Origin of the sequence: Streptomyces sp. NPDC002793, from assembly GCF_040295485.1 — a bacterium.
In the GTDB taxonomy this organism is placed as follows: Bacteria; Actinomycetota; Actinomycetes; order Streptomycetales; family Streptomycetaceae; genus Streptomyces.
This window is the reverse complement of record NZ_JBEOVL010000003.1, coordinates 115,638-135,941: the sequence shown is the minus strand read 5'-3', so window position 1 is coordinate 135,941 and position 20,304 is coordinate 115,638. Positions and strand designations below refer to the sequence as shown.

General features: G+C 72.2%; 17 protein-coding genes and 1 pseudogene. 10 read left to right on the top strand and 8 right to left on the bottom strand.

The genetic code is table 11. The features are described from left to right. Positions 1-89: 89 nt before the first annotated feature. The 3 genes from ABT001_RS03855 (at position 90) to ABT001_RS03845 (ending at position 3,838) form a co-directional block, all read left to right on the top strand. A complete protein-coding gene (locus ABT001_RS03855; protein ID WP_351271889.1) occupies positions 90-1,490 on the top strand; it encodes an HtaA domain-containing protein in 1,401 nt (466 codons plus the stop codon). Positions 1,491-1,536: 46 nt separating this feature from the next. Continuing rightward, complete coding sequence (locus ABT001_RS03850; protein ID WP_351271886.1) at positions 1,537-3,075, top strand: HtaA domain-containing protein; 1,539 nt, start codon at positions 1,537-1,539, stop codon at positions 3,073-3,075. Between the two features lie 91 nt (positions 3,076-3,166). Continuing rightward, positions 3,167-3,838, top strand: coding sequence for a PhzF family phenazine biosynthesis protein (locus ABT001_RS03845; RefSeq protein ID WP_351272415.1), 672 nt, complete (start codon positions 3,167-3,169; stop codon positions 3,836-3,838). Here ABT001_RS03845 and ABT001_RS03840 read toward each other — a convergent pair whose 3' ends face one another. Both ABT001_RS03840 and map read right to left on the bottom strand, forming a co-directional pair. After that, a complete protein-coding gene (locus ABT001_RS03840) occupies positions 3,839-4,504 on the bottom strand; it encodes a biliverdin-producing heme oxygenase (protein WP_351271883.1) in 666 nt (221 codons plus the stop codon). It lies immediately after the preceding gene. Positions 4,505-4,669: 165 nt separating this feature from the next. Continuing rightward, positions 4,670-5,527, bottom strand: a complete 858-nt coding sequence (gene map, locus ABT001_RS03835; protein ID WP_351271880.1) for a type I methionyl aminopeptidase — start codon at positions 5,525-5,527, stop codon at positions 4,670-4,672. Positions 5,528-5,585: 58 nt separating this feature from the next. On the opposite strand from map, the gene ABT001_RS03830 reads away from it, so the two are divergent. Next, positions 5,586-5,819 carry a hypothetical protein gene (locus ABT001_RS03830; RefSeq protein WP_351271877.1) on the top strand — a complete coding sequence of 78 codons (234 nt, stop codon included), beginning with the start codon at positions 5,586-5,588 and terminating at the stop codon, positions 5,817-5,819. A gap of 3 nt (positions 5,820-5,822) precedes the next feature. Here the strand turns inward: ABT001_RS03830 and ABT001_RS03825 are convergent, their stop codons facing one another. Together ABT001_RS03825 and ABT001_RS03820 are read right to left on the bottom strand one after the other, a co-directional pair. Then, on the bottom strand, positions 5,823-7,106 hold the full coding sequence (locus tag ABT001_RS03825) for an MFS transporter (protein WP_351271874.1): 1,284 nt from the start codon (positions 7,104-7,106) through the stop codon (positions 5,823-5,825). Between the two features lie 68 nt (positions 7,107-7,174). Beyond that, on the bottom strand, positions 7,175-7,777 hold the full coding sequence (locus ABT001_RS03820) for a hypothetical protein (protein WP_351271871.1): 603 nt from the start codon (positions 7,775-7,777) through the stop codon (positions 7,175-7,177). Positions 7,778-7,928: 151 nt separating this feature from the next. On the opposite strand from ABT001_RS03820, the gene npdG reads away from it, so the two are divergent. After that, the gene (gene npdG, locus ABT001_RS03815) at positions 7,929-8,639 is read left to right on the top strand and encodes an NADPH-dependent F420 reductase (protein ID WP_351271868.1); all 711 of its coding nucleotides are present in this window, start codon (positions 7,929-7,931) and stop codon (positions 8,637-8,639) included. Between the two features lie 83 nt (positions 8,640-8,722). Next, complete coding sequence (locus ABT001_RS03810) at positions 8,723-8,914, top strand: hypothetical protein (RefSeq protein ID WP_351271865.1); 192 nt, start codon at positions 8,723-8,725, stop codon at positions 8,912-8,914. Positions 8,915-8,927: 13 nt separating this feature from the next. On the opposite strand, the gene ABT001_RS03805 is transcribed toward ABT001_RS03810, so the two are convergent. Beyond that, entirely contained in the window at positions 8,928-9,740 is an 813-nt protein-coding gene (locus tag ABT001_RS03805; RefSeq protein WP_351271862.1) for a site-2 protease family protein, read from the bottom strand. A 122-nt stretch (positions 9,741-9,862) separates the two neighbouring features. On the opposite strand from ABT001_RS03805, the gene ABT001_RS03800 reads away from it, so the two are divergent. Then, entirely contained in the window at positions 9,863-13,198 is a 3,336-nt protein-coding gene (locus ABT001_RS03800; protein WP_351271859.1) for an ATP-binding protein, read from the top strand. Between the two features lies 1 nt (position 13,199). Here ABT001_RS03800 and ABT001_RS03795 read toward each other — a convergent pair whose 3' ends face one another. The 3 genes and pseudogenes from ABT001_RS03795 to panB all read right to left on the bottom strand — a co-directional run bounded on the left by ABT001_RS03795 (position 13,200) and on the right by panB (position 15,915). Beyond that, positions 13,200-14,057 carry an ABC transporter permease gene (locus ABT001_RS03795; RefSeq protein WP_351271856.1) on the bottom strand — a complete coding sequence of 286 codons (858 nt, stop codon included), beginning with the start codon at positions 14,055-14,057 and terminating at the stop codon, positions 13,200-13,202. A 20-nt stretch (positions 14,058-14,077) separates the two neighbouring features. Beyond that, positions 14,078-14,905, bottom strand: a pseudogene (locus tag ABT001_RS03790) (ATP-binding cassette domain-containing protein); the annotation flags it as partial. Positions 14,906-15,027: 122 nt separating this feature from the next. Continuing rightward, positions 15,028-15,915, bottom strand: a complete 888-nt coding sequence (panB, locus tag ABT001_RS03785; RefSeq protein WP_351271853.1) for a 3-methyl-2-oxobutanoate hydroxymethyltransferase — start codon at positions 15,913-15,915, stop codon at positions 15,028-15,030. A 458-nt stretch (positions 15,916-16,373) separates the two neighbouring features. Between panB and ABT001_RS03780 the strand changes: the two genes are divergently transcribed. The 3 genes from ABT001_RS03780 to ABT001_RS03770 all read left to right on the top strand — a co-directional run bounded on the left by ABT001_RS03780 (position 16,374) and on the right by ABT001_RS03770 (position 20,233). Continuing rightward, on the top strand, positions 16,374-17,324 hold the full coding sequence (locus tag ABT001_RS03780; protein WP_502967420.1) for an endonuclease/exonuclease/phosphatase family protein: 951 nt from the start codon (positions 16,374-16,376) through the stop codon (positions 17,322-17,324). A gap of 349 nt (positions 17,325-17,673) precedes the next feature. Beyond that, the gene (locus tag ABT001_RS03775) at positions 17,674-18,837 is read left to right on the top strand and encodes a Cmx/CmrA family chloramphenicol efflux MFS transporter (RefSeq protein WP_351271847.1); all 1,164 of its coding nucleotides are present in this window, start codon (positions 17,674-17,676) and stop codon (positions 18,835-18,837) included. Between the two features lie 181 nt (positions 18,838-19,018). Further along, positions 19,019-20,233 carry an MFS transporter gene (locus ABT001_RS03770; RefSeq protein WP_351271844.1) on the top strand — a complete coding sequence of 405 codons (1,215 nt, stop codon included), beginning with the start codon at positions 19,019-19,021 and terminating at the stop codon, positions 20,231-20,233. Positions 20,234-20,304 lie beyond the last annotated feature (71 nt).

The window sequence follows — 20,304 nt, the reverse complement described above, 5'->3', positions numbered from 1 at the left end:
TTGCGGAAGCGGCGGAGGGGTTCCGGAACGCGCTGATTTGAGCTTAGGTTAGCCTTACCTCACTTCATCTACCAGTTCCGGGGGTCCTCATGCCGTCGTCCCTGTCCGTCCGCGCGCTCGCCGTCGCGCTTCTCGCAGTGCTGCTCGGAGCGCTGCTCCCGGCCACCGCCGCGCAGGCGGCGAGCCGCACGGTGCAGGGCGGCCGTCTGGACTGGGGGATCAGGTCCTCCTTCCAGAGCTACGTCACCGGGCCCATCGCGCAGGGCAGTTGGAGCCTGACCGGCGGGGCGGCGACGGTCGGCGGAAGCCAGTTCCGCTTCCACTCCGCCACCGGCTCCTACGACCCGGACAGCGGTGCCTTCCGGGCCGGCTTCTCCGGTGGGGTCCGATTCGTGGGCCACCGTCAGGACGACGGCAGCGACCAGCTGGACCTCACCATCAGCCGCCCCACCGTCCGGATCTCCGGAGGAGCCGGGACGCTGTACGCCGACATGGCGAGCAAGGACCGGGGGAGCGGCCGGGTCACCACCACCGCCCAGGTGCCGCTCGCCACCCTCGGCCTCTCCGGCATCGACATGAGGGGCGGCTCCACACCCGTCGCCCTCGTCGACGTCCCCGCGACGCTGACGTCACAGGGGGCGGGCGCCTTCGCCGGCTACTACGCGGCCGGGACGCCCCTCGACGCGGTCAGCCTCTCCGTCGACACGGAGGCCCCGGCGACCGCGAAGCCGTCGGAACCCTCGCCGTCCGTCACGGAGAAGGCGGAGAAGCCGAAGGCGAGCGCCGGCCGCATCCAGGACGCCGCCGTGGACTGGGGCGTTCGCCGCACCTTCCGTGAGTACGTCACCGGCTCCATCGGCAAGGGCGGGTGGACCCTCGCGGACGGCGCCCAGGACGGTGGGGCGGTCTTCCGCTTCCCGCAGGGCGAGGGCACGTACGACGCGGGGAAGCGGAAGCTGGACGCCGCTTTCACCGGCAGCATCCGCTTCACGGCGGCGGACGGCCTGGATCTGGAACTCGCGGGGTTCACCGCGCGGGTGGCCTCGGGCAAGGGCACGCTCTCGGCGGACGTCACGAGCGGCGCCACCACCGACAAGGACGTCCCGCTCGTCACCTTCACCGCCGGTGACCTCACACCGAAGGACGGCCTCGCCGTCCTCGTCGAGGCCCCCGCGACCCTGACCGCCGACGGGGCCAAGGCCTTCGGCTCGCTCTACAGGGCCGGCACCGCCATGGATCCGGTCTCCCTCGCCGTCGCCGTCGACGCGAAGGCGGAACTGCCCGCTCTGCCCGATCTGGGCAGCGTGGCCGAACCGTCCGACGCACCCGCGACGAAGTCCGCCGGGACCCTCGCCGCCCAGCCGGCGGACAAGGCCTCGGCCGACGACACCCGGACCTCTCTCGCGGTCGGGGGCGGTGCCGTGCTGATCGCGGCCGCCGCCGCCGTGCTGTACGCGGCGCGTCGCCGCCGTGCCGCACGGAACACCTGACCACCCCTTTCTCTCTCATCACCCATCGCATCCAGGAGTCACCGTCATGGCAGCCACCCGCCGCCCCATCGCCCTCGCCGCAGCCGTCGCCACCGCGGCCGCCCTCGGCGCGACGTTCGCGCTCCCCGCCCTCGCTGCCGACAACACGGCTCCGGCAGCCGCACCCGCGGCCACCATGGAGCTGACGGACGGCACACTCGACTGGGGCTTCAAGGAGTCCTTCCGCAGATACATCGGCGGGGCCGGCATGATCACGGTCGCGGACGGCGCCACCCAGGCGACCGGCAACGGGATCTTCACCTTCGGCAACGGCAAGGGCACGTACGACACGACCACCCACGGCACCGACACGGCCTTCGACGGCAGCGTCAACTTCAACGCCCACGGCGGCGTCCTCGACATCACGATCTCCGACGTGAAGGTCTCGACGAGCGGCGCGGCCGGCGCCGTCACCGTCGACCTGAAGACGCCGGAAGGCACCGCTGACGACGTCGCGTTCGCCGAACTCGACCTGTCCGCCGTCCGGCCGGGCCAGGGCGAGGGCGGCGCGATGGTCTTCGAGGACATCCCCTCGACGCTGACGAAGGCCGGCGCGGCCGCCTTCAACGGCATGTACGCCGAGGGCACCGACCTGGACCCGGCCACCCTGTCGGTCAAGGCGGTCACGCCCCCGACCGAGGAGCCCACCGAGGAGCCGACGCAGGAGCCGACGCAGGAACCCACCCAGGAGCCGACCGGGAAGCCGACGGCCACGCCCACAGGCAAGCCCACCACCCCGGCCTCCCCGAGCCCTTCCGCATCGGTCACCACCCCGGCCGTCGAGCAGGGCGACCTCGTCGACGGCACCCTGGACTGGGGCGTCAAGGACTCCTTCCGCACGTACGTCACGGGCCCCATCGCCAAGGGCGAGGTCGAGACCACGGGCGGCGCCACCGCTTCGGACTCCGGCTACCGCTTCCCCGACGCGACGGGCAGCTTCGACGCCGACGAGCAGGCCCTGTACGCCGAGTTCGACGGCAAGGTCCGCTTCCTCGGCCACAAGGAGGACGACGCCTACACGCTCGACCTCTCCTTCACCGGGCTGGAGGTCCAGGTGAAGGACGGCAAGGGCACCCTGGTCGCCGACGTCTCCAGCAAGGACCGGGAGACCAGGAAGGTCACCACCTACACCGACCTCGCCGTGGCCGACCTGAAGCTCCCCGGCGGCGAACTCGCCCCGAAGGACGGTGTGGTGACCCTCTCCGCCGTACCCGCCACGCTGACCGCCGCCGGTACCGAGGCGTTCGGCGGTATGTACGCCGAGGGAACCAAGCTCGACGCCCTGACCGTGTCCGTCGCCCTCGACGCGGACGCCGAACTGCCGGGTGTCACCGGCGGAACGGGCGGCACCGGCGGTCCGGGAACCACCACCGGTGGTGGTTCCACGACCGGTGGCACGGTCGGCGGCGGCACCGTGGGCGGCTCCGGTGCCCTCGCCTCCACCGGCGCCGGTGTTCCAGCCGGCGCGCTGATCGCCGGCTCCGGCGTCGTGGTGGCTGCGGGTGCCGCGGTGGTGATCGCGGCGCGCCGTCGTCGTACCGTCTGATCCCGTCCCCGCGGTGAACGGGCCGCACCGGCACGGACGCCGGTGCGGCCCTGTGGCGTCGAGGAGCCGCGCACGGTGCTTGAATGCGCATGTGAACGACTTCGACGTACCCGAAGGCATCGACGTCCTGCGCGTGTTCTGCGGCCCGGACGGCCGACACGGCAATCCACTCGGTGTCGTGCGCGACGGGCGCAGGTATCCCGACAACGAGTCGCGGCAGGTGCTCGCGCGCAAGCTCGGCTTCAGCGAGACGGTGTTCGTGGACGACCCGGAGCGCGGCACCGTGGACATCCGCACGCCAGGCCTGCGGCTGCCGTTCGCGGGGCACCCGCTCGTCGGCGCCGCCTGGCTGCTCGACCTGGAGGTCCTGGAGCTGCCCATCGGGGACGTGACGGCCCGCCAGGACGGCGAGTTCACCTGGATCACGGCCCGCCCGGAGTGGGCACCGCCCAGGAGGCTGGAGCGTTACGCGTCGGTCGCGGAGGTCGAGGCGCTGACGGAGCCACCGCCCGGCGAGGGCTGGCTCTACGTCTGGGCCTGGGAGGACGAGGCCGCCGGCCGCGTACGGGCCCGGGCCTTTCCCCGACGCGACGACGGTATCGACGAGGACGAGGCGACCGGTGCGGCGGCCATGCTGCTGAGCGCCGAACTCGGCAGGGCCCTCAACATCACACAAGGACGCGGCTCCCAGATCCTCACCGCGCCCGCGCCGGACGGCACGATGGAGATCGGGGGCCGCGTCCTCCTGGTCGTCACCTCATGATCACGCGCTGAGCGGGAAGGCCTCGCCGAGCTCGCGGAAGACGGCGGTGTTCAGCGCGAAGGCGCGCTTGCACTCGTCGATGACGCGCTGCTTCTCCAGGTCGTCGGCGTTCACCGCGTCCAGCAGCTCGCGGTACTCCCGCTTGAAGGCGGCCGGGTTGGGGATCTGCTCGAACACGTAGAAACGCACCCCGTCGCCCTTGCGCTCGAAGCCCCAGGTCTTCTCCGCGGTACCGCGGATGATCTGGCCGCCCGAGAGGTCGCCGAGGTAGCGGGTGTAGTGGTGCGCTATGTAACCGGCGGGCCACTCCCTGGCGCACTCGGAGACCCGCTCGGCGTACGCGGCGGTGGCGGGCAGCGGCCGCAGCCCGTCGCGCCATCCCTCGCCCCGCAGATGGGCGAGGTCGCGCTCCAGCTCGGCGGCGCGCATCAGCTCCGGCTGGATGAAGGGCCCGGCGACCGGGTCCTCGCGCAGGGCCTGCGCGCCGTCCTCCAGCGCCCGGTAGACGAACCACAACTGCTCGGTGTAGCGCGCGTACGCGTCCACCCCGAGCCGTCCGCCGAGCATGTCGCTCATGAAGGTCGAGGACTCGGCCTCCGTGTGCTGCTCGTGCGAGGCGGTGCGGATGAGGGTCGAGAAGGGCGTGGTGGTGACGGTCGAGTCCAAGGCGGGCCTCCGGGGACCAAGGGGACGGGAAGTCCGGACATAAGGGTACATAGCGACGAAAGCTGTGCACGCCGCTACGCTCCGATAAGCCGATCCTCCTACTTAGGTTTACCTAAGTCAACAGTTTCCCGACTCCCTGTCGGTAAAAATCCCGGGACGTCCGGCTCACGGAAGCGTCAGGATGTCCGCCCCGGTCTCGGTCACCACCAGGGTGTGCTCGAACTGCGCCGTCCGCTTCCGGTCCTTCGTCACCACGGTCCAGCCGTCGTCCCATGTGTCGTAGTCATGCGTCCCGAGCGTCAGCATCGGCTCGATGGTGAACGTCATCCCGGGCCGCATCACGGTCGTCGCGTGCGGGCTGTCGTAGTGCGGGATGATCAGGCCGGAGTGGAACGAGGAATTGATCCCGTGCCCGGTGAAGTCCCGCACCACCCCGTAGCCGAACCGCTTCGCGTACGACTCGATGACACGGCCGATCACATTGATCTGGCGCCCGGGCCGCACCGCCTTGACGGCACGGTTCAGCGATTCCCGGGTGCGTTCCACGAGGAGCCGCGACTCCTCGTCCACGTCGCCGCAGAGGTAGGTGGCGTTGTTGTCCCCGTGCACCCCGTCGATGTACGCGGTGACGTCCAGGTTCACGATGTCGCCGTCCCGCAGCACGGTGGAGTCCGGGATGCCGTGGCAGATGACCTCGTTGAGCGAGGTGCACAGAGACTTCGGGAAGCCCCGGTAGCCGAGGGTCGACGGGTACGCACCGTGGTCGACCATGAACTCATGGGCGACCCGGTCGAGTTCGTCGGTGGTGACCCCCGGCGCGATGTGCTTGGCGGCCTCCTCCATCGCCTGTGCCGCGATGCGCCCCGCGATCCGCATGCGTTCCACGGTGTCGGAGTCCTGGATCTCCGGCCCGGTGTACGGCGTGGGAGCGGGCTTCCCCACGTACTCGGGGCGCCGGATCCTTCCGGGGACGGAACGGACGGGAGTGATCTCCCCTGGTACGAGAAGCGACTGGCCAGACATGTCAGCGAGTCTAACCAGCGTGCCCGGGGCACCATGGCAACGAGGAAAGGATCCCGCGATGGCCCTGTTCAAGAAGCGCACGGTGGGCAAACCGGGCGAGTGGTACTACTGCCTGGAGCACAAGAAGGTCGAGGAGGGCCCCGAGTGCCCTGCCAGGAACCGCTTCGGCCCGTACACCAGCCGGGAGGAGGCGCAGCACGCCCTGGACACGGCGCGTGAGCGGAACCTCGAGTGGGAGAACGACCCCAAGTGGCACGACCGCTCGGACCGGCCGGACGAGGCACCGGAGTAGTCCTCAGGCCTGCCCGGCCTTCTCGGGGCCGGCGCCCGCGGCGTGGCGCCGCCGGGCGGCGTCCTCGTCCGTCTCGGAGTCGTACGTGAGGAGCTTCGGCAGCGCGGCGGCCAGCAGCGCCACCGAAGCGACACACGCCACCCCGCCCGTCCAGATCGCGGCCCGGGTGCCGGTCCAGCCGGCCATGGCCCCCGCCCTGACCTGGCCGAGCTGAGGACCGACGCTGTACGAGAGGACCTCGATCCCCGCCAGTCTGCCCCGCAGCTCCTCGGGGATCGTCTGGTTCCAGATCGTGGAACGCCCGAGCCCGCTCAGCATGTCGCCCGCACCGGCGACCGCCAGACAGCAGAGCACCAGCCAGACGTCGCCGAACCACCCGGCCGCCGCGATCGCCAGGCCCCACACCGCGGCGCCGCCCACGACGAACAGCCCGTGCCGGCGCACGCGCGAGGTCCAGCCGCTGGTCAGCCCGAGCGCCAGCGAGCCCACCGACCCGGCCGCGTACATCAATCCCAGCGACCACTCCGCGTCCAGCTCGTCCGCCAGGAACGGGAAGATCGCGTTCGGGAAGGCGAAGAACATCGCCGCCAGATCGATCGCGTACGTCCCCAGCAGAACCGGACGGCTCCAGGCGTACCGGGCGCCCTCCGCGATCCCGCGCAGGGACGGCTTCTCGGCGCCCTGGGCGGGCGGCGCCGACGACAGCCTCAGGCACAGCAGGACCGAGACGGCGAACGTGACGACGGTGACGCCGTACGCGGTGGCGTGACCCGCGTAGGCCACCACCACGCCGGCCAGCGAGGGGCCCGCGATCGCGCCGACCTGCCAGCGCAGCGAGTTCAGCGCGGCCGCCGCGGTCTGCTGGGCGTGCGGCACGATCCGGGCCATCAGCGAGTCCAGCGCGGGCCGCTGGAGCCCGGCCAGCGCGGAGACCCCGCCCGCCACCAGGTAGAGGGGCCAGAGCGCCGGCTCGGGCGCGGTGGCGTTCACCAGCAGGACGACGGCGAGCACACCGAGGCCGGCCTCGGTGCCCAGGATGACCTTGCGGCGGTCGGCGGAGTCGGCCAGCGCCCCTCCGTACAGGCCGAAGACGACGAGCGGGACGAGCTCCACCGCCCCCATGGCCCCGACGGCGAGCGGTGAACCGGTGAGGTCCTTGATCTGGAGCGGCAGCGCGACCAGGGCCATGAAGCTGCCGAAGTAGGTGATCAGCCCCTGGATCCACAGCAGCCGGAAATCGGCGGAGGAACGCCAGGGCGTGAGATCGGGCAGCAGACGAGAGGTCACGGGGGGTCATGCTCTGCGGCCCCGGGCCCTCCCGGCAACTCCATTTCCTCCGCGCACGGGGCCACCCGTCACCAGCGGGCCGGTGGCGGGGCCGTCAGCTGGTCGGCCAGGCGGGAGAGGCGGTCGCGGAACGTGCGGCGGCCCCGGGCGGACGGGGGGCCGTTCTCGCCCGCCGCCGCGCTGACCAGGTGCTGGACCGTGTCCAGGTCGACCTCCGCGTCGCCGCGCACCGTGAGCGCCTCATGGGCGAGGCCCCGGACCTCCGGGTCGCCGCCGTCCAGCGCCAGCACCGTCGCCCCCGCGCGGCGCGCGTCGTGCACGCGCTCCAGCAGTCCGCCGCCGGGCCGCTCGGGCGCCACCACCAGCAGTGTCTCGCCGCGCCCGGCAGCCTCGATCCGGCCCAGGCCGACGGCCAGTTGCACCGGGTCGTCCGGCTCCACCCGGTGGCGTACGAGCGTGGGCCGCAGCTGCGGCAGACCCGACCAGGTGGACTCGTCCACCAGGTGCGCGGCCAGGTGCCACGGCTCGTAGACCTCGGTCCCCACCAGCAGCAGCCCCCCGCCCTGTGGGACGACGGAGGACCGCAGGGTCCGGGCGAACCCCCGGGCCGCCGCGGGCCACTCCGTCCCGGCGAGCACTTCACGCAGCAGGGCGACACGTACGGCATCCATGGCCCCGCATCCTGCCGCCGTCCAGGCCCCCTGACTGCCCGATCGCCGTAATCCACCCGAACGGGAGCCGCGCCACCCATCGGCCGTGACGCACGTCGCAGAGCGGGCGAGGCACGGTCCGCCCTCCTTACCTGGCAGTAGGGTCGGCGGCATGACTACGAATGACAGTGGAAGCGCCCCCAAGCCCCCCGCCAAGGACCCCTGGGACCTCCCCGACGTGTCCGGCCTGACCGTGGGCGTACTCGGCGGAACCGGCCCCCAGGGCCGCGGCCTCGCCTACCGCTTCGCCCGCGCCGGACAGAAGGTCGTCATCGGCTCGCGTGCCGCCGACCGCGCAGAGGCCGCCGCCGCTGAGCTGGGGCACGGCGTCGAGGGCGCGGACAACGCGGAGTGCGCGCGCCGCAGCGATGTCGTGATCGTCGCCGTGCCGTGGGACGGCCACGCCAAGACGCTCGAATCCCTGCGCGAGGAGCTCGCGGGGAAGCTCGTCGTCGACTGCGTCAACCCGCTCGGCTTCGACAAGAAGGGCGCCTACGCCCTGAAGCCCGAGGAGGGCAGCGCCGCCGAGCAGGCCGCCGCCCTGCTGCCCGACTCCCGGGTCACCGCCGCCTTCCACCACCTGTCGGCGGTGCTGCTCCAGGACGGGACGGTGGAGGAGATCGACACCGATGTGCTGGTCCTGGGCGAGGCACGCGCCGACACCGACACCGTGCAGGCCCTCGCGAACCGCATCCCCGGCATGCGCGGCATCTTCGCGGGCCGGCTGCGCAACGCGCACCAGGTCGAGTCGCTGGTGGCGAACCTGATCTCCGTCAACCGCCGCTACAAGGCACACGCGGGGCTGCGCACCACCGACGTGTGAGCGAGCCCCCGGCCGAGCCGAATCGGGCATGAGGGACACTGGACGGGACCGCGCACCATCCCCGGACAGGAGCACCAGCCCTCATGCCCCGCCTCGCTCTCTACGCCAGCATCGTCTGCGCCCTCGCCGTCGTCGCGGCCGTGGTGTCCTTCGTCCAGGGCAGCATCCTGCTGGGCGTCGTCTGGGTCCTGCTGGCCGGCCTCTCCTCGAACATGGCGTGGTTCTACCTGCGCAGGCACCGGGCGGAGTCCCGCACCGAGGTCCCCGCGAGCTGACGCGTCACCGCGCTCAGCGGAGCATCGCGCAGCCCGGGTCCTGGTCGCCGAACCACTCCTGCCAGAAGCGGTAGGTGTCGAGCCCGCAGTACGTCTCGACCTCGTCGACGCCCAGCCCCCGCAGCAGCGCGTCCACCGCGTCGAAGAAGACCCCGTTCACCTCGGGGATCCACAGGAGCGCGAAGACCGCGATCAGCCCGAAGGGCGCGAACGGCTCCACCTGACGCCGCACCTTGTACGAGAGCCACGGTTCGATCACGCCGTAGCCGTCGAGGCCCGGAACCGGCAGGAAGTTCAGGATCGCCGCCGTCACCTGGAGCAGGGCCAGGAACGCCAGCGCGAACCGGAACGACAGCGGAACGCCGTCCAGGGCGCCCAGCCAGAACGGTGCCGTGCAGACGACGGCGAACAGCACGTTCGTCAGGGGACCGGCCGCCGAGATCAGGCTGTGCTTCCAGCGCCCCCTGATGCGGCCCCGCTCGATGTAGACCGCCCCGCCCGGCAGACCGATGCCGCCCATGATCACGAACAGCACGGGCAGCACGATGCTCAGCAGCGCATGGGTGTACTTGAGCGGATTGAGCGTCAGATAGCCCTTCGCCCCGATCGAGACGTCGCCGCTGTGCAGTGCGGTGCGCGCGTGCGCGTACTCGTGGAGACAGAGCGAGACGATCCAGGCAGCGGTGACGAAGAGGAAGACCGCGAAGCCGGTCTGTGCCGCGAAGTCCGTCCACACCGCCCAGCCCGAGACGGCCATGACGGAGACGATCCCGACGAAGATCGGGCTGACCCGCCGGTCGCTGGGGCGGCGGAACGCGGTGGTCATCGGCGGCACTCCTGAGGGCTGGACGGCGGTGGAGCCCCCGACAGTACGGGTGACACGGCGAGAACGCCTCACCCACGGGTGCCGGTTGCCCGGAGAGGGGAGCCGTCACGGACAATGGGCGCGTGCACTACGGCATCCTCGGCACCACCCGCGCCCTCCGCGCCGACGGTACGCCCGTCGCCCTCGGCGGGGCACGGCTGCGCGCCCTGCTCACCGTGCTGGCCCTGAGCCCCGGGCGAGCGGTCCCGGCCGGGGTGCTCGTCGACGAGGTGTGGGACGGGGACCCGCCGGCCGGCGCCCCGGGAGCCCTGCAGGCACTGGTCGGCCGGCTCAGGCGCGCGCTCGGCCGGGACGCGATCGCGTCGGCTGCCGACGGCTACCGCCTCGCCGCCGGCCCGGACGCCGTGGACCTGTACCGCTTCGAGCGGCTCGCGGGGGAGGGGACCAGGGCGCTGCGGGAGGGCGACGCGGCGAAGGCCGTCACCGCCCTCGACGAGGCGCTCGCCCTCTGGCGGGGCCCCGCCCTCGCCGACCTGCCGGACCGAGCCGTGGCGGCGGCCCGCTGGGAGGCCGGGCGCCTGGACGCCCGCCGGACCAGGATCGAGGCCGTCCTCACGCAGGGGCGGGCAGACGACGTCCTGCCCGAACTCGCCGGGCTCTGCGCCGACCACCCCCTGGACGAACCGCTGCAGGCCCTACGGATCCGGGCACTGCGGGACGCCGGACGCACCGCACAGGCACTCGCGGCGTACGACGAGGTGCGCACCCTGCTCGCCGACCGCCTCGGCGCCGACCCCGGCCCGGCACTCCACACCCTGTACGAGGAACTGCTGCGCCAGGGCCCGCCCGCCCCGGCCCCGGCTCCCGCCCCCCTGCCCGCACGCCCGGGCAATCTGCGGGCCAGGCTCACGAGCTTCGTAGGACGTGAGGCGGACATCGCGGACCTGCGCGATGACCTGACCAGGGCCCGGCTGGTCACCCTCCTGGGCCCGGGCGGCGCGGGCAAGACCAGGCTGTCCCAGGAGGCCGCCGAAGCGGCCGCCGCCTCCTGGCCGGACGGCGTGTGGCTGGCGGAACTCGCCCCGGTCGACGACCCGGAGGCGGTCCCCGAGGCCGTGCTCAGCGCGCTCGGCGCCCGCGAGACCGTGCTGCGGGGCGCCGGAGCCGAAAGCCTCCGCGTCGCCGAGCGGAGCTCCGGGACCGGGGCGGGCAGCGTGCTCGCCCGCCTCACCGAGCACTGCGCCCCTCGGAAGATGCTCCTGCTGCTCGACAACTGCGAGCATCTGATCGGGGCGGCGGCCCGGCTCGCCGATCACCTCCTGGCCCGCTGCCCCGGCCTCACCGTCCTGGCGACGAGCCGGGAGCCCCTCGGCGTCCCCGGCGAACTGCTGCGCCCCGTCGGCCCGTTGCCCGACCCCATGGCCCTGCGCCTGCTCGCCGACCGTGGCGCCGCCGCCCGGCCCGGCTTCCGCCCCGACGCCGACCCGGAGACGGAGGCGGCATGCGCGGAGATCTGCCACCGACTCGACGGGCTGCCGCTCGCCGTCGAGCTGGCAGCCGCCCGGCTGCGGATGCTCGGCCCCCGCCAGATCGCCGACCGTCTCGACGACCGCTTCCGCCTGCTGACCAGCGGCAGCCGCACCGTACTGCCGCGCCAGCAGACCCTGCGCGCGGTCGTCGACTGGTCATGGGACCTCCTCGACGACGGCGAACGGGCCGTGCTGCGAAGACTGTCGGTGTTCGCCGGGGGCTGCGGCATCACCGCGGCGGAAGAGGTCTGCTCCCTGGCGGGAACGGATCCCGGTGGCATCGACACCCGTGACGTGGCGTTGCTCCTCGGCTCCCTGGTCGACAAGTCCCTGGTCGTGGCAGCTCCCGGCGACGACGGCGACATGCGCTACCGGCTCCTGGAGACCGTCGCCGAATACGCCGCGGAACACCTCGACGCGTCGGGGGAGCGGGCCGCAGCCGAACGCCACCACCTCGTCCACTACCGGGAACTCGCCCGCACGACCGACCCCGAACTCCGCGGCGCGGGTCAGCGGGCCGCGCTCGCGCTGTTCCGGCGCGAGTACGAGAACGTGCGCACCGCGCTGCGGCGCGCGGTCGCCGCGCAGGACGAGCACGAGGCGCTCTGCCTCGTCCACTGTCTCTTCTGGTACTGGCAGATGCGTGATCTGCGGAGCGAGGCGCGCTTCTGGTCCGACGCGGTCTCGGCTCTCGGCCCCGATCCGTTCGCCGGACCCGTCGAGCCCGCCCCCTCGCTGACCGAACGCTGCACCGACCGTCCGCCGCCGATGGAGCCGGAGCAGCTCCAGGAGGCCCGGCGCGGGGTGTGGCTGGTCCAGCTGGCCAACATGGACCACGAGACCGAAGAGTGGGCCACGGGCGCCGGCCTGGAACGCCTGCGGGCGGTCGCCCGGACCTACCGGCCCGGCCAGCCGCAGACCTGCCGCACGCCGGGGTCGATGTGGATGTTCGCCGTCCTGTTCACCGGGGACCACGACCAGTTCCGTGCGCTGCTGGACGGCACGGTGCGCACCTGCCGGGAGCTCGGTGAGGAGTGGGAGCTCGCCATCGCCCTCCAGATGCGGGCCAACGCGCTGGCGAACCGCCCCGACTGGGCGGGCGAGGCCGGGCGTGACGCCGACGAGAGCCTGGGCATCTTCACGCGCCTCGGGGACGCCTGGGGCGCCGCCGAGGCACTCGCCTCCAGGGGCGAGGCCAACGAGCGCAACGGGGACAGTGAGGCCGCCGCCGAGGACTTCCACGCCGGCGTCGCCTACGCCGAACAACTCGGAGCGCACGCCCAGGTGGCGGTGCTGCGCGCCAGGTACGCCTCCGCGCTCTGCGACACGGGCCGTGGTGAGGAAGGCGAGGGCATCCTGCGCGACGTCCTCGCCGAGGGGGGCCGGTCCGGCTCCGAGGCCAGGCCCTGGGCCCGGCTGTACCTCGCGCTCTGGCTGGGAAGGACCGGCCGTATCACTGAGGCGCGTGAGCACCTGGACATACTGCGCGAGGTGTTCGCGTCCGAGAGCGTGCCGTTCTTCGAGGGGTTCATCCTGGGCTTCCAGGCCTGGCTGGACAACCTGGAGGGGCTCTACGACACCGCCCTGCCCCGGGCCGTCCGCGCGATGGAGCGGTCCCGGGACACCATGGTGATGATGGTGGCGCCCCATATGACCGCCATCCACCTGGTCGCCGTCGCCTGGGCGCTGGCAGGGCCCGGTGGAGAGGGGCGCGGCGCGGACGCGGCACGGCTGCTCGGTCTCCACGCGGCGCTGCTCCCGGAGAGTTACGTGACCACGGCGACGGAGCGCCGGGACCTGGCTCGCGCGGAGGAGACCGCCCGCGCGGCCCTGTCCGACTCCGAGGCGTACGAGGCCGCGTACGCCGAGGGCGGCGGCCTCACGCTGGAGGAGGCCACCGCCCTGGTGCACGTGTACCTGGACGCGTAGTTCAGGTCTTCTTGCGGAACTTGGACACCGCGAGCGGTGCCATCACCAGGGTGATGAGCACGGTCCAGCCGAGCGTCAGCCAGACCGAGTGGCCGAGCGGGACGTCCATCATCAGGCCGCGGGCCGCGTCGGCCAGGGTGGACAGCGGGTTGTAGTCGGTGAACGTCTGCAGCCAGCCGGGCATCGTCTGCGTCGGCGCGAAGATGGAGGAGCCGAACTGGAGCGGCATCATCACGATCATCCCCATGCCCTGGACCGCCTGGGGAGTCTTCAGGCTCAGTCCGAGCAGGATGAAGATCCACATGATGGCGGCGCCGAACGCGGCCGCCAGGGCGATGGCCCCGACCAGGCCGAGCACCGACCCCTGGAGCTCCATGCCGAGCGCGAAGCCCATGGCGAGCAGGATCAGCGTGGCGACCAGCATCCGGCCGAGTTCGACCACGATCTTGGCGATGAGCACCGAGGAGCGGGCGATCGGCATGGTGCGGAACCGGTCCATGACCCCCTTGCGGAAGTCGTCGTTGACGCCGGAGCCGACCGCCATGGCGATGTTCATGCCCATCATCGCCATCAGGCCGGGGATGAGGTAGTTCAGATAGTCCTGCCGGTTGCCGCCCATGCTGCTGCCGACCGAGCCGCCGAAGACGTACACGAACAGCAGCACGAAGATGACCGGCATCAGGAGCGCGTCGAACATCGACTCCGGATCCTTCTTGATCTGGAGCAGATTGCGCCGCACCAGCGCCCCGATGTGGCGCAGGTTGTTCCGGAGCCCGATCCGGCCCTCGTCGTGGAGTTTCGTGGCCGGACCGGCCGGGGCCGCGTCGGTGGGGGCGGGCGTCAGAGTCGTCGTGCTCATGCCGCGACCTCCTGCGGGATCGGGACGGCCTGCGCACCGGCGACCCCGTCGAGTCCGGTCTCCCTGAGCGCCTGCGCCATGCCGGCGAGCTGCCCCGGGTCCGAGGGCCGGATCTGCAGGGTGCGGCCGCCGACCTTCGCCTTCAGCTCGTCGACCCCGCCCCGGGCGATGATCTTCCCCCGGTCGATGACGGTGAGCTCACTCGCGAGCTGTTCGGCCTCTTCCATGTACTGGGTGGTGAGCAGCACCGTCGCCCCCTCCGCGACCATCCGCTGCACCTCGTCCCAGACCTCGTTGCGGGTACGAGGGTCGAGCCCCGTCGTCGGCTCGTCCAGGTAGAGGACGGACGGGCTGCCGATCATGGACGCGGCCAGGTCGAGCCGGCGGCGCATACCACCGGAGTACTCCATCGCGGCCTTCCTGGCGGCTTCGGTGAGCGAGAAGCGCTCCAGCAGCTCGTCGGCGCGGGACCGGGCCTTCCTGCGCGGCAGATCGAGCAGCCGCCCGATCATGTAGAGGTTCTCCCAGCCGGACAGCTTCTCGTCCACCGAGGCGTACTGCCCGGTCAGGCCTATGGTGCGGCGCAGCTGCCGGGGCTGCTTCACCACGTCGTACCCGGCGACGACGGCATGTCCCGCGTCCGGCACGATCAGGGTGGAAAGGCAGCGTACGAGGGTGGTCTTCCCGGCGCCGTTGGGACCGAGCACGCCGAGGACGGTGCCCTCGCGCACATCGAGGTCCACACCGTCGAGCGCCTTGGTCGTGCCGTAGTGCTTGACCAGCCCCCGTACCTCGACGGCGTTCCCGCCGCTCCTGAGGTTCTTGTCGTTTCGCGTCATGGACACCATCAGACCAGCCGCCACCGACAAGTCACCGACATATCGCCGACAGCGGGCCCGGAACGGGCGACAGCCCGCCGATGGGGGAAGTCGGCGGGCTGTCGGTGGTGCGGCAGTGGTCGGAGGGGGCGTCAGTGGAAGGTGTGCTCCGCCGCCGGGAACGTGCCGCCGATGACCTCTTCGGCGTACTCCTTGGCGGCGTCGGTGAGCACCTGGCGCATGTTCGCGTACTGCTTGGTGAACCTCGGCACCTTGCCGCCGGTCAGACCCACCATGTCGGTGTAGACGAGGACCTGCGCGTCGGTGTCGGGCCCGGCGCCGATGCCGACGGTCGGGATGTGCAGGGTGCGGGTGACCTCCGCGGCCAGTTCGGCCGGTACGAGCTCCAGGACGACGGCGAACGCGCCCGCGTCCTGCACCGCCTTCGCGTCGCGCAGCAGCTGCTGTGCGGCCTCCTCGCCGCGGCCCTGCACCCGGTAGCCCATGGAGTTGACGGACTGCGGGGTCAGGCCGATGTGGCCCATGACGGGGATCCCGGCCTCGACCAGGAGCCGGATCTGCTCGTGGGAGCGCTCGCCGCCCTCCAGCTTGACCGCGCCGACACCGGCGTCCTTGATCAGCCGGGTGGCGTTGCGCAGTGCCTGGACCGGGCCCTCCTGGTACGCCCCGAAGGGCAGGTCGGCCACGATGAGGGCGCGCTTGGTGCCCCGCACGACGGCGGCCGAGAGGATGGCCATCTCGTCCATGGTGACCGGCACGGTGGTCTCGTAACCGAGGTGGCAGTTGCCCATGGAGTCACCGACGAGCATGACCGGGATCCCGGCCTCGTCGAAGACGGACGCGGTCATCGCGTCGTAGGCGGTGAGCATCGGCCACTTCTCGCCGCGCTCACTGGCGGCGGCGATGTCGTGGACGCTGATGCGGCGGGTGCTGCTGCCTCCGTACAGGGCCTTACCGGCGCCCGGAGCGGGACCCGCGGGGGGTGTGGCGGACTGGTTCTGCGCAGCCTGAAGCGACATGGCCAACGGCTCCTTCGTCATCTCGAGGCGCCCTGACGGCGTCCCCGGATCCCTTCCATGGTGGCATCCCGGAACCGTTCCCGGGAAGTGGGCCCGGGGCACGGGTCCCACAGCGCCCGGTGGACGGTGTCCGGAGACCGGACCCTCCTCCGAGGCATCGCGGCGCTCCCGCCGAAAACGCAGGTCACAGTCATGGCGTCGAGGGCCGCCCCTGTGTGATCGTTCTGTCACGAGCCTCACAACCGCGGCTCCGGCAGGAACCTCTCGTGTCGAGTCGGTCGTCCTGATGGAAGTACGGCCGTCGTCGGCGGCGAAAACGGCGTCACCCATCGCCTAGGGTCGGGAGGCGCGGTGATGTGTAGGGCAAGTCAGTGAGGACGAGCGCAATGGTGCAGGCGTACAGGACGGACACCGAGGACGCCGACGCGGGTCCGCGGCACAGCTCCCGATTCCAGGCCCTGCGTCACAGACTGGCCAACGACCGCTCCATCTGGCGGCGGGGCATCCTCCTGGCGCTCTGCTCGGTCCTCCTGACCGTCGTGATGGTCTTCCACTCGGACATCCCGAACGCCATCGGCAACACGGGCAGCCTCATCGAGACGTTCCTGCCGTGGTTCGGCCTCCTCGTGCCGGTGCTGCTGCTCCTCGGCCTGGTCCGGCGCTCCGCGACTGCGCTGATCGCCCTCGTCCTGCCCGTCGCGGTCTGGCTCAACCTCTTCGGCGGACTGCTCTTCGCCGACAAGTCGGGCACCGGCGGCAACCTCACCGTCGCCACGCACAACGTCAACGCCGGCAATCCCGACCCGGCCGGAACGGCCCAGCAGGTCGCGGGCTCCGGCGCGGACATCGTGGCCCTGCAGGAGCTGCCGAGCGGCAAGGTGGGCGCGTACGAGAAGGCGCTCGCCGACCACTATCCGCACCACTCCGTCCAGGGCACCGTCGGGCTGTGGAGCAAGTACCCGGTGTCGGACTCCAAGCCGGTCGGCATCAAGCTCGGCTGGACCCGTGCGATGCGCGCCACCGTCACCACCCCGGAGGGCGCGGTGAAGGTGTACGTCGCCCACCTCCCCTCCGTGCGGGTCAAGCTGAACGCGGGCTTCACCGCCAACCAGCGCGACGACAGCGCGGACGCCCTGGGCGAGGCGATCGCCGACGAACCGCTGGAGCGGGTGGTCCTGCTCGGCGACCTGAACGGCACGATGAACGACCGCTCGCTGCACGCGGTCACCTCCCAGATGCGCTCCACCCAGGGCGCGGCGGGCGACGGCTTCGGTTTCAGCTGGCCGGCCTCCTTCCCGATGGCGCGGATCGACCAGATCATGGTGCGGGGCGTCGAGCCCCTCGCCTCCTGGACCCTCCCCGCCACGGACAGCGACCACCTCCCGATCGCGGCCCGCGTGCAATGGTGAGCGCCGCCCCCACGGCGGTTGGTACGCTCCCTCCCGTGCCCAGCCCCGAGTCCGACAGACTCAGGCCGCCGGTTCGCCGGTGGCCGGTCACCGACGCCGAACGCCCCTGATCCCAGCGGTCAGCGGGCTTCTCCGTCGTGCCGTCGGCCACCGCCGGATCTTCCCGGGCGGTGTGGGCCGACTTCCCTGTCCGACTTCCGAGTCCGACTCCCATGTCCCGTGAGAACACCGGACGTTCCACCGCGTTGCCGTCCTCGCGCCCCGTGCGCGCGTGACGACGGGCGCGGCCCGCATCCCCCCTGCACGCCGCTCGTTCCTCCGACGGTTCCGTACAAGGGGTCCTCTCCTCATGCCAATCGCTGTGTACGTGCTCGGGCTCGCGGTCTTCGCCCAGGGCACATCGGAATTCATGCTGTCCGGGCTGCTCTCGGGCATCGCCGGTGACCTCGACGTCTCGCTGGGTGCGGCAGGGCTGCTCACCTCGGCCTTCGCGGTCGGGATGGTGATCGGGGCGCCGCTCACCGCTCTGGTCGGCCGCACCTGGCCCCGGCGCCGGGCGCTGCTGTTCTTCCTCGGTGTCTTCGTCGCCGTCCATGTCGTCGGTGCCCTGACCTCCAGCTACGGGGTGCTGCTCGCCACCCGGGTCGTGGGGGCGCTGGCCAACGCGGGATTCTGGGCGGTGGCGTTGGTCACCGCGCTGGCCATGGTCGCCCCGCACCAGCGGGCGCGGGCCACCGCCGTGGTCGTCGGCGGGGTCACCGTCGCCTGTGTGGTGGGCGTGCCCGCGGGTGCGGCGCTCGGTGAACTGTGGGGCTGGCGTTCGGCGTTCTGGGCCGTCGCCCTCGTCTCCGTACCGGCGGTGGTCGCGTTGCTGGTGGCCGTGCCGGGCGGCCGGCCCGACGACGCACCGCAGGTGAGCGCGGAGAGCGAGCTGCGCGCCCTGGCCCGCCCCCGGCTGCTGCTGACGCTGTTGGTCATGGCTCTGGTCCAGGGGGCGACCTTCTGTACGTTCTCCTACCTGGAACCGCTGGTCACCCGGGTCACCGGCTTCGGCGCGGGCTGGGTGCCCGTGGTGCTGGCCCTGTTCGGCGTCGGCTCGTTCGCGGGGGTGACCCTGGCCGGACGACTGGCGGACGCCCGCCCGGGGGCCCTCATCGGGATCGGCATGAGCGCGCTGGCCGCCGGATGGGCCGCACTCGCCCTGACCGCGGCCCACCCGGTGGCGGCCCTCGTGCTCGTCCTGCTCCAGGGCGCGCTCGCCTTCGGTACGGGTACGACGCTGATCACCCGGGTCTTCCACCTGGCTCCGGACGCCCCGACCATGGCGGGCTCCTTCGCCACGGCCGCCTTCAACGTGGGCGCGGCGGCCGGCCCCTGGCTGGGCGGCCTGGCCCTCGGGGCGGGCCTCGGCTTCCGCTCCCCGGTCTGGGTGAGCGCCCTGCTGATGTGCCTGGCCCTCGCGGGGGCGGGGGCGCTGGCGGCGGTGCGCGGGCAGGCCGCGGTCGCCGAGTGACGTCCACATCACACCCCGACGCAACGGCATGTTCACGTCCGGGCATAAAACGTCTGAGAGACTTTGTTCCGACGGGATACATAACCCGTCCCGGCAACGAAGCCGACGCTCCCGCACACACCCCGCCGCCACCCGGCCCCTCCAGGGCCCCGGTCGGCCCCCTGCCCGAAAGGTCTTCTCCATGCCCCTGGCCCTGCTCGCCCTCGCTGTGAGCGCCTTCGGCATCGGCACCACCGAGTTCGTGATGATGGGCCTGCTGCCCAACGTCGCGGACGATCTGGGAACGTCCGTGCCCACCGCCGGTTACCTCGTCTCGGCGTACGCGATCGGCGTCGTCCTCGGTGCCCCGCTGCTCACCGGCCTCGGCTCCAGGATCCCGCGCAAGCGGATGCTCCTGCTGCTGATGGCCGTCTTCACCGTCGGCAACCTCGCCTCCGCCTTCGCCCCCGACTTCGGCTGGCTGATGGCCGGCCGCTTCCTGGCCGGGCTCCCGCACGGGGCCTTCTTCGGGGTCGGGGCGGTCGTCGCCGCGCGTCTCGTGCCGGACGGGCGCCAGGCCCGCGCCGTCGCCACGATGTTCCTCGGCCTGACCGTGGCCAACATCGTCGGCGTCCCCGCCGCCACCCTGCTGGGTCAGCACCTCGGCTGGCGCGCCACGTTCATGGTGGTCGCGGTGATCGGCCTGGTCGCGATGGCCGCACTCGCCCGCCTCGTCCCGCAGATCCCCGCCGAGGCGCACCAGGGCGTACGCCGCGAACTGAGCGCGCTCGGCAACCGGCAGGTCGTCCTCGGCCTGCTCACCGCGGTCCTCGGATTCGCCGGTGTCTTCGCCGTCTACTCCTACCTCTCGTCCATGACGACCGAGGCGATGGGCTTCGGCGAGTCCTCGGTGACCCTCGTCCTCGCACTGTTCGGCATCGGCATGACCCTCGGCGCGCTGGCGGCGGGCCCGCTGACCGACCGGGCGCTGCGTCCGACCCTGTACGGCTCACTGGGGGCCCTGGCCGTCGTCCTCGTGGTCTTCCCCTTCACGGTGCACGTGCAGTGGGCGGCGCTGATCATGGTGGTGCTGCTCGGCGGGGTCGGCTTCATGACGACCACTCCGCTGCAGATGCTCGTGATGAACAAGGCGAAGGACGCCCCCACGCTGGCGTCCGCCTCCAACCACTCCGCCTTCAACCTCGCCAACGCGGGCGGGGCCTGGCTCGGCGGGGTCGCCATCGCGGCGGGCTGGGGCTGGACGTCCCCGGCCCTGGTCGGCGCGGTGCTGGCCGTGGCCGGCCTCGCCGTGGCGATCACCGCGGGAGTGCTGGACCGGACCCCCGGCACCTCACGGGTGGTGGCCTCCGGCGCCCCCGCCGAGGCACGCGAGCCGGCGGAGGCGCGTTCCCTGTAAGGGGCTACGACGGTTACGCGCCGGCGGGGGGACACCCCCGCCGGCCCGTACCTCCGGGGCGCGCGAGACCC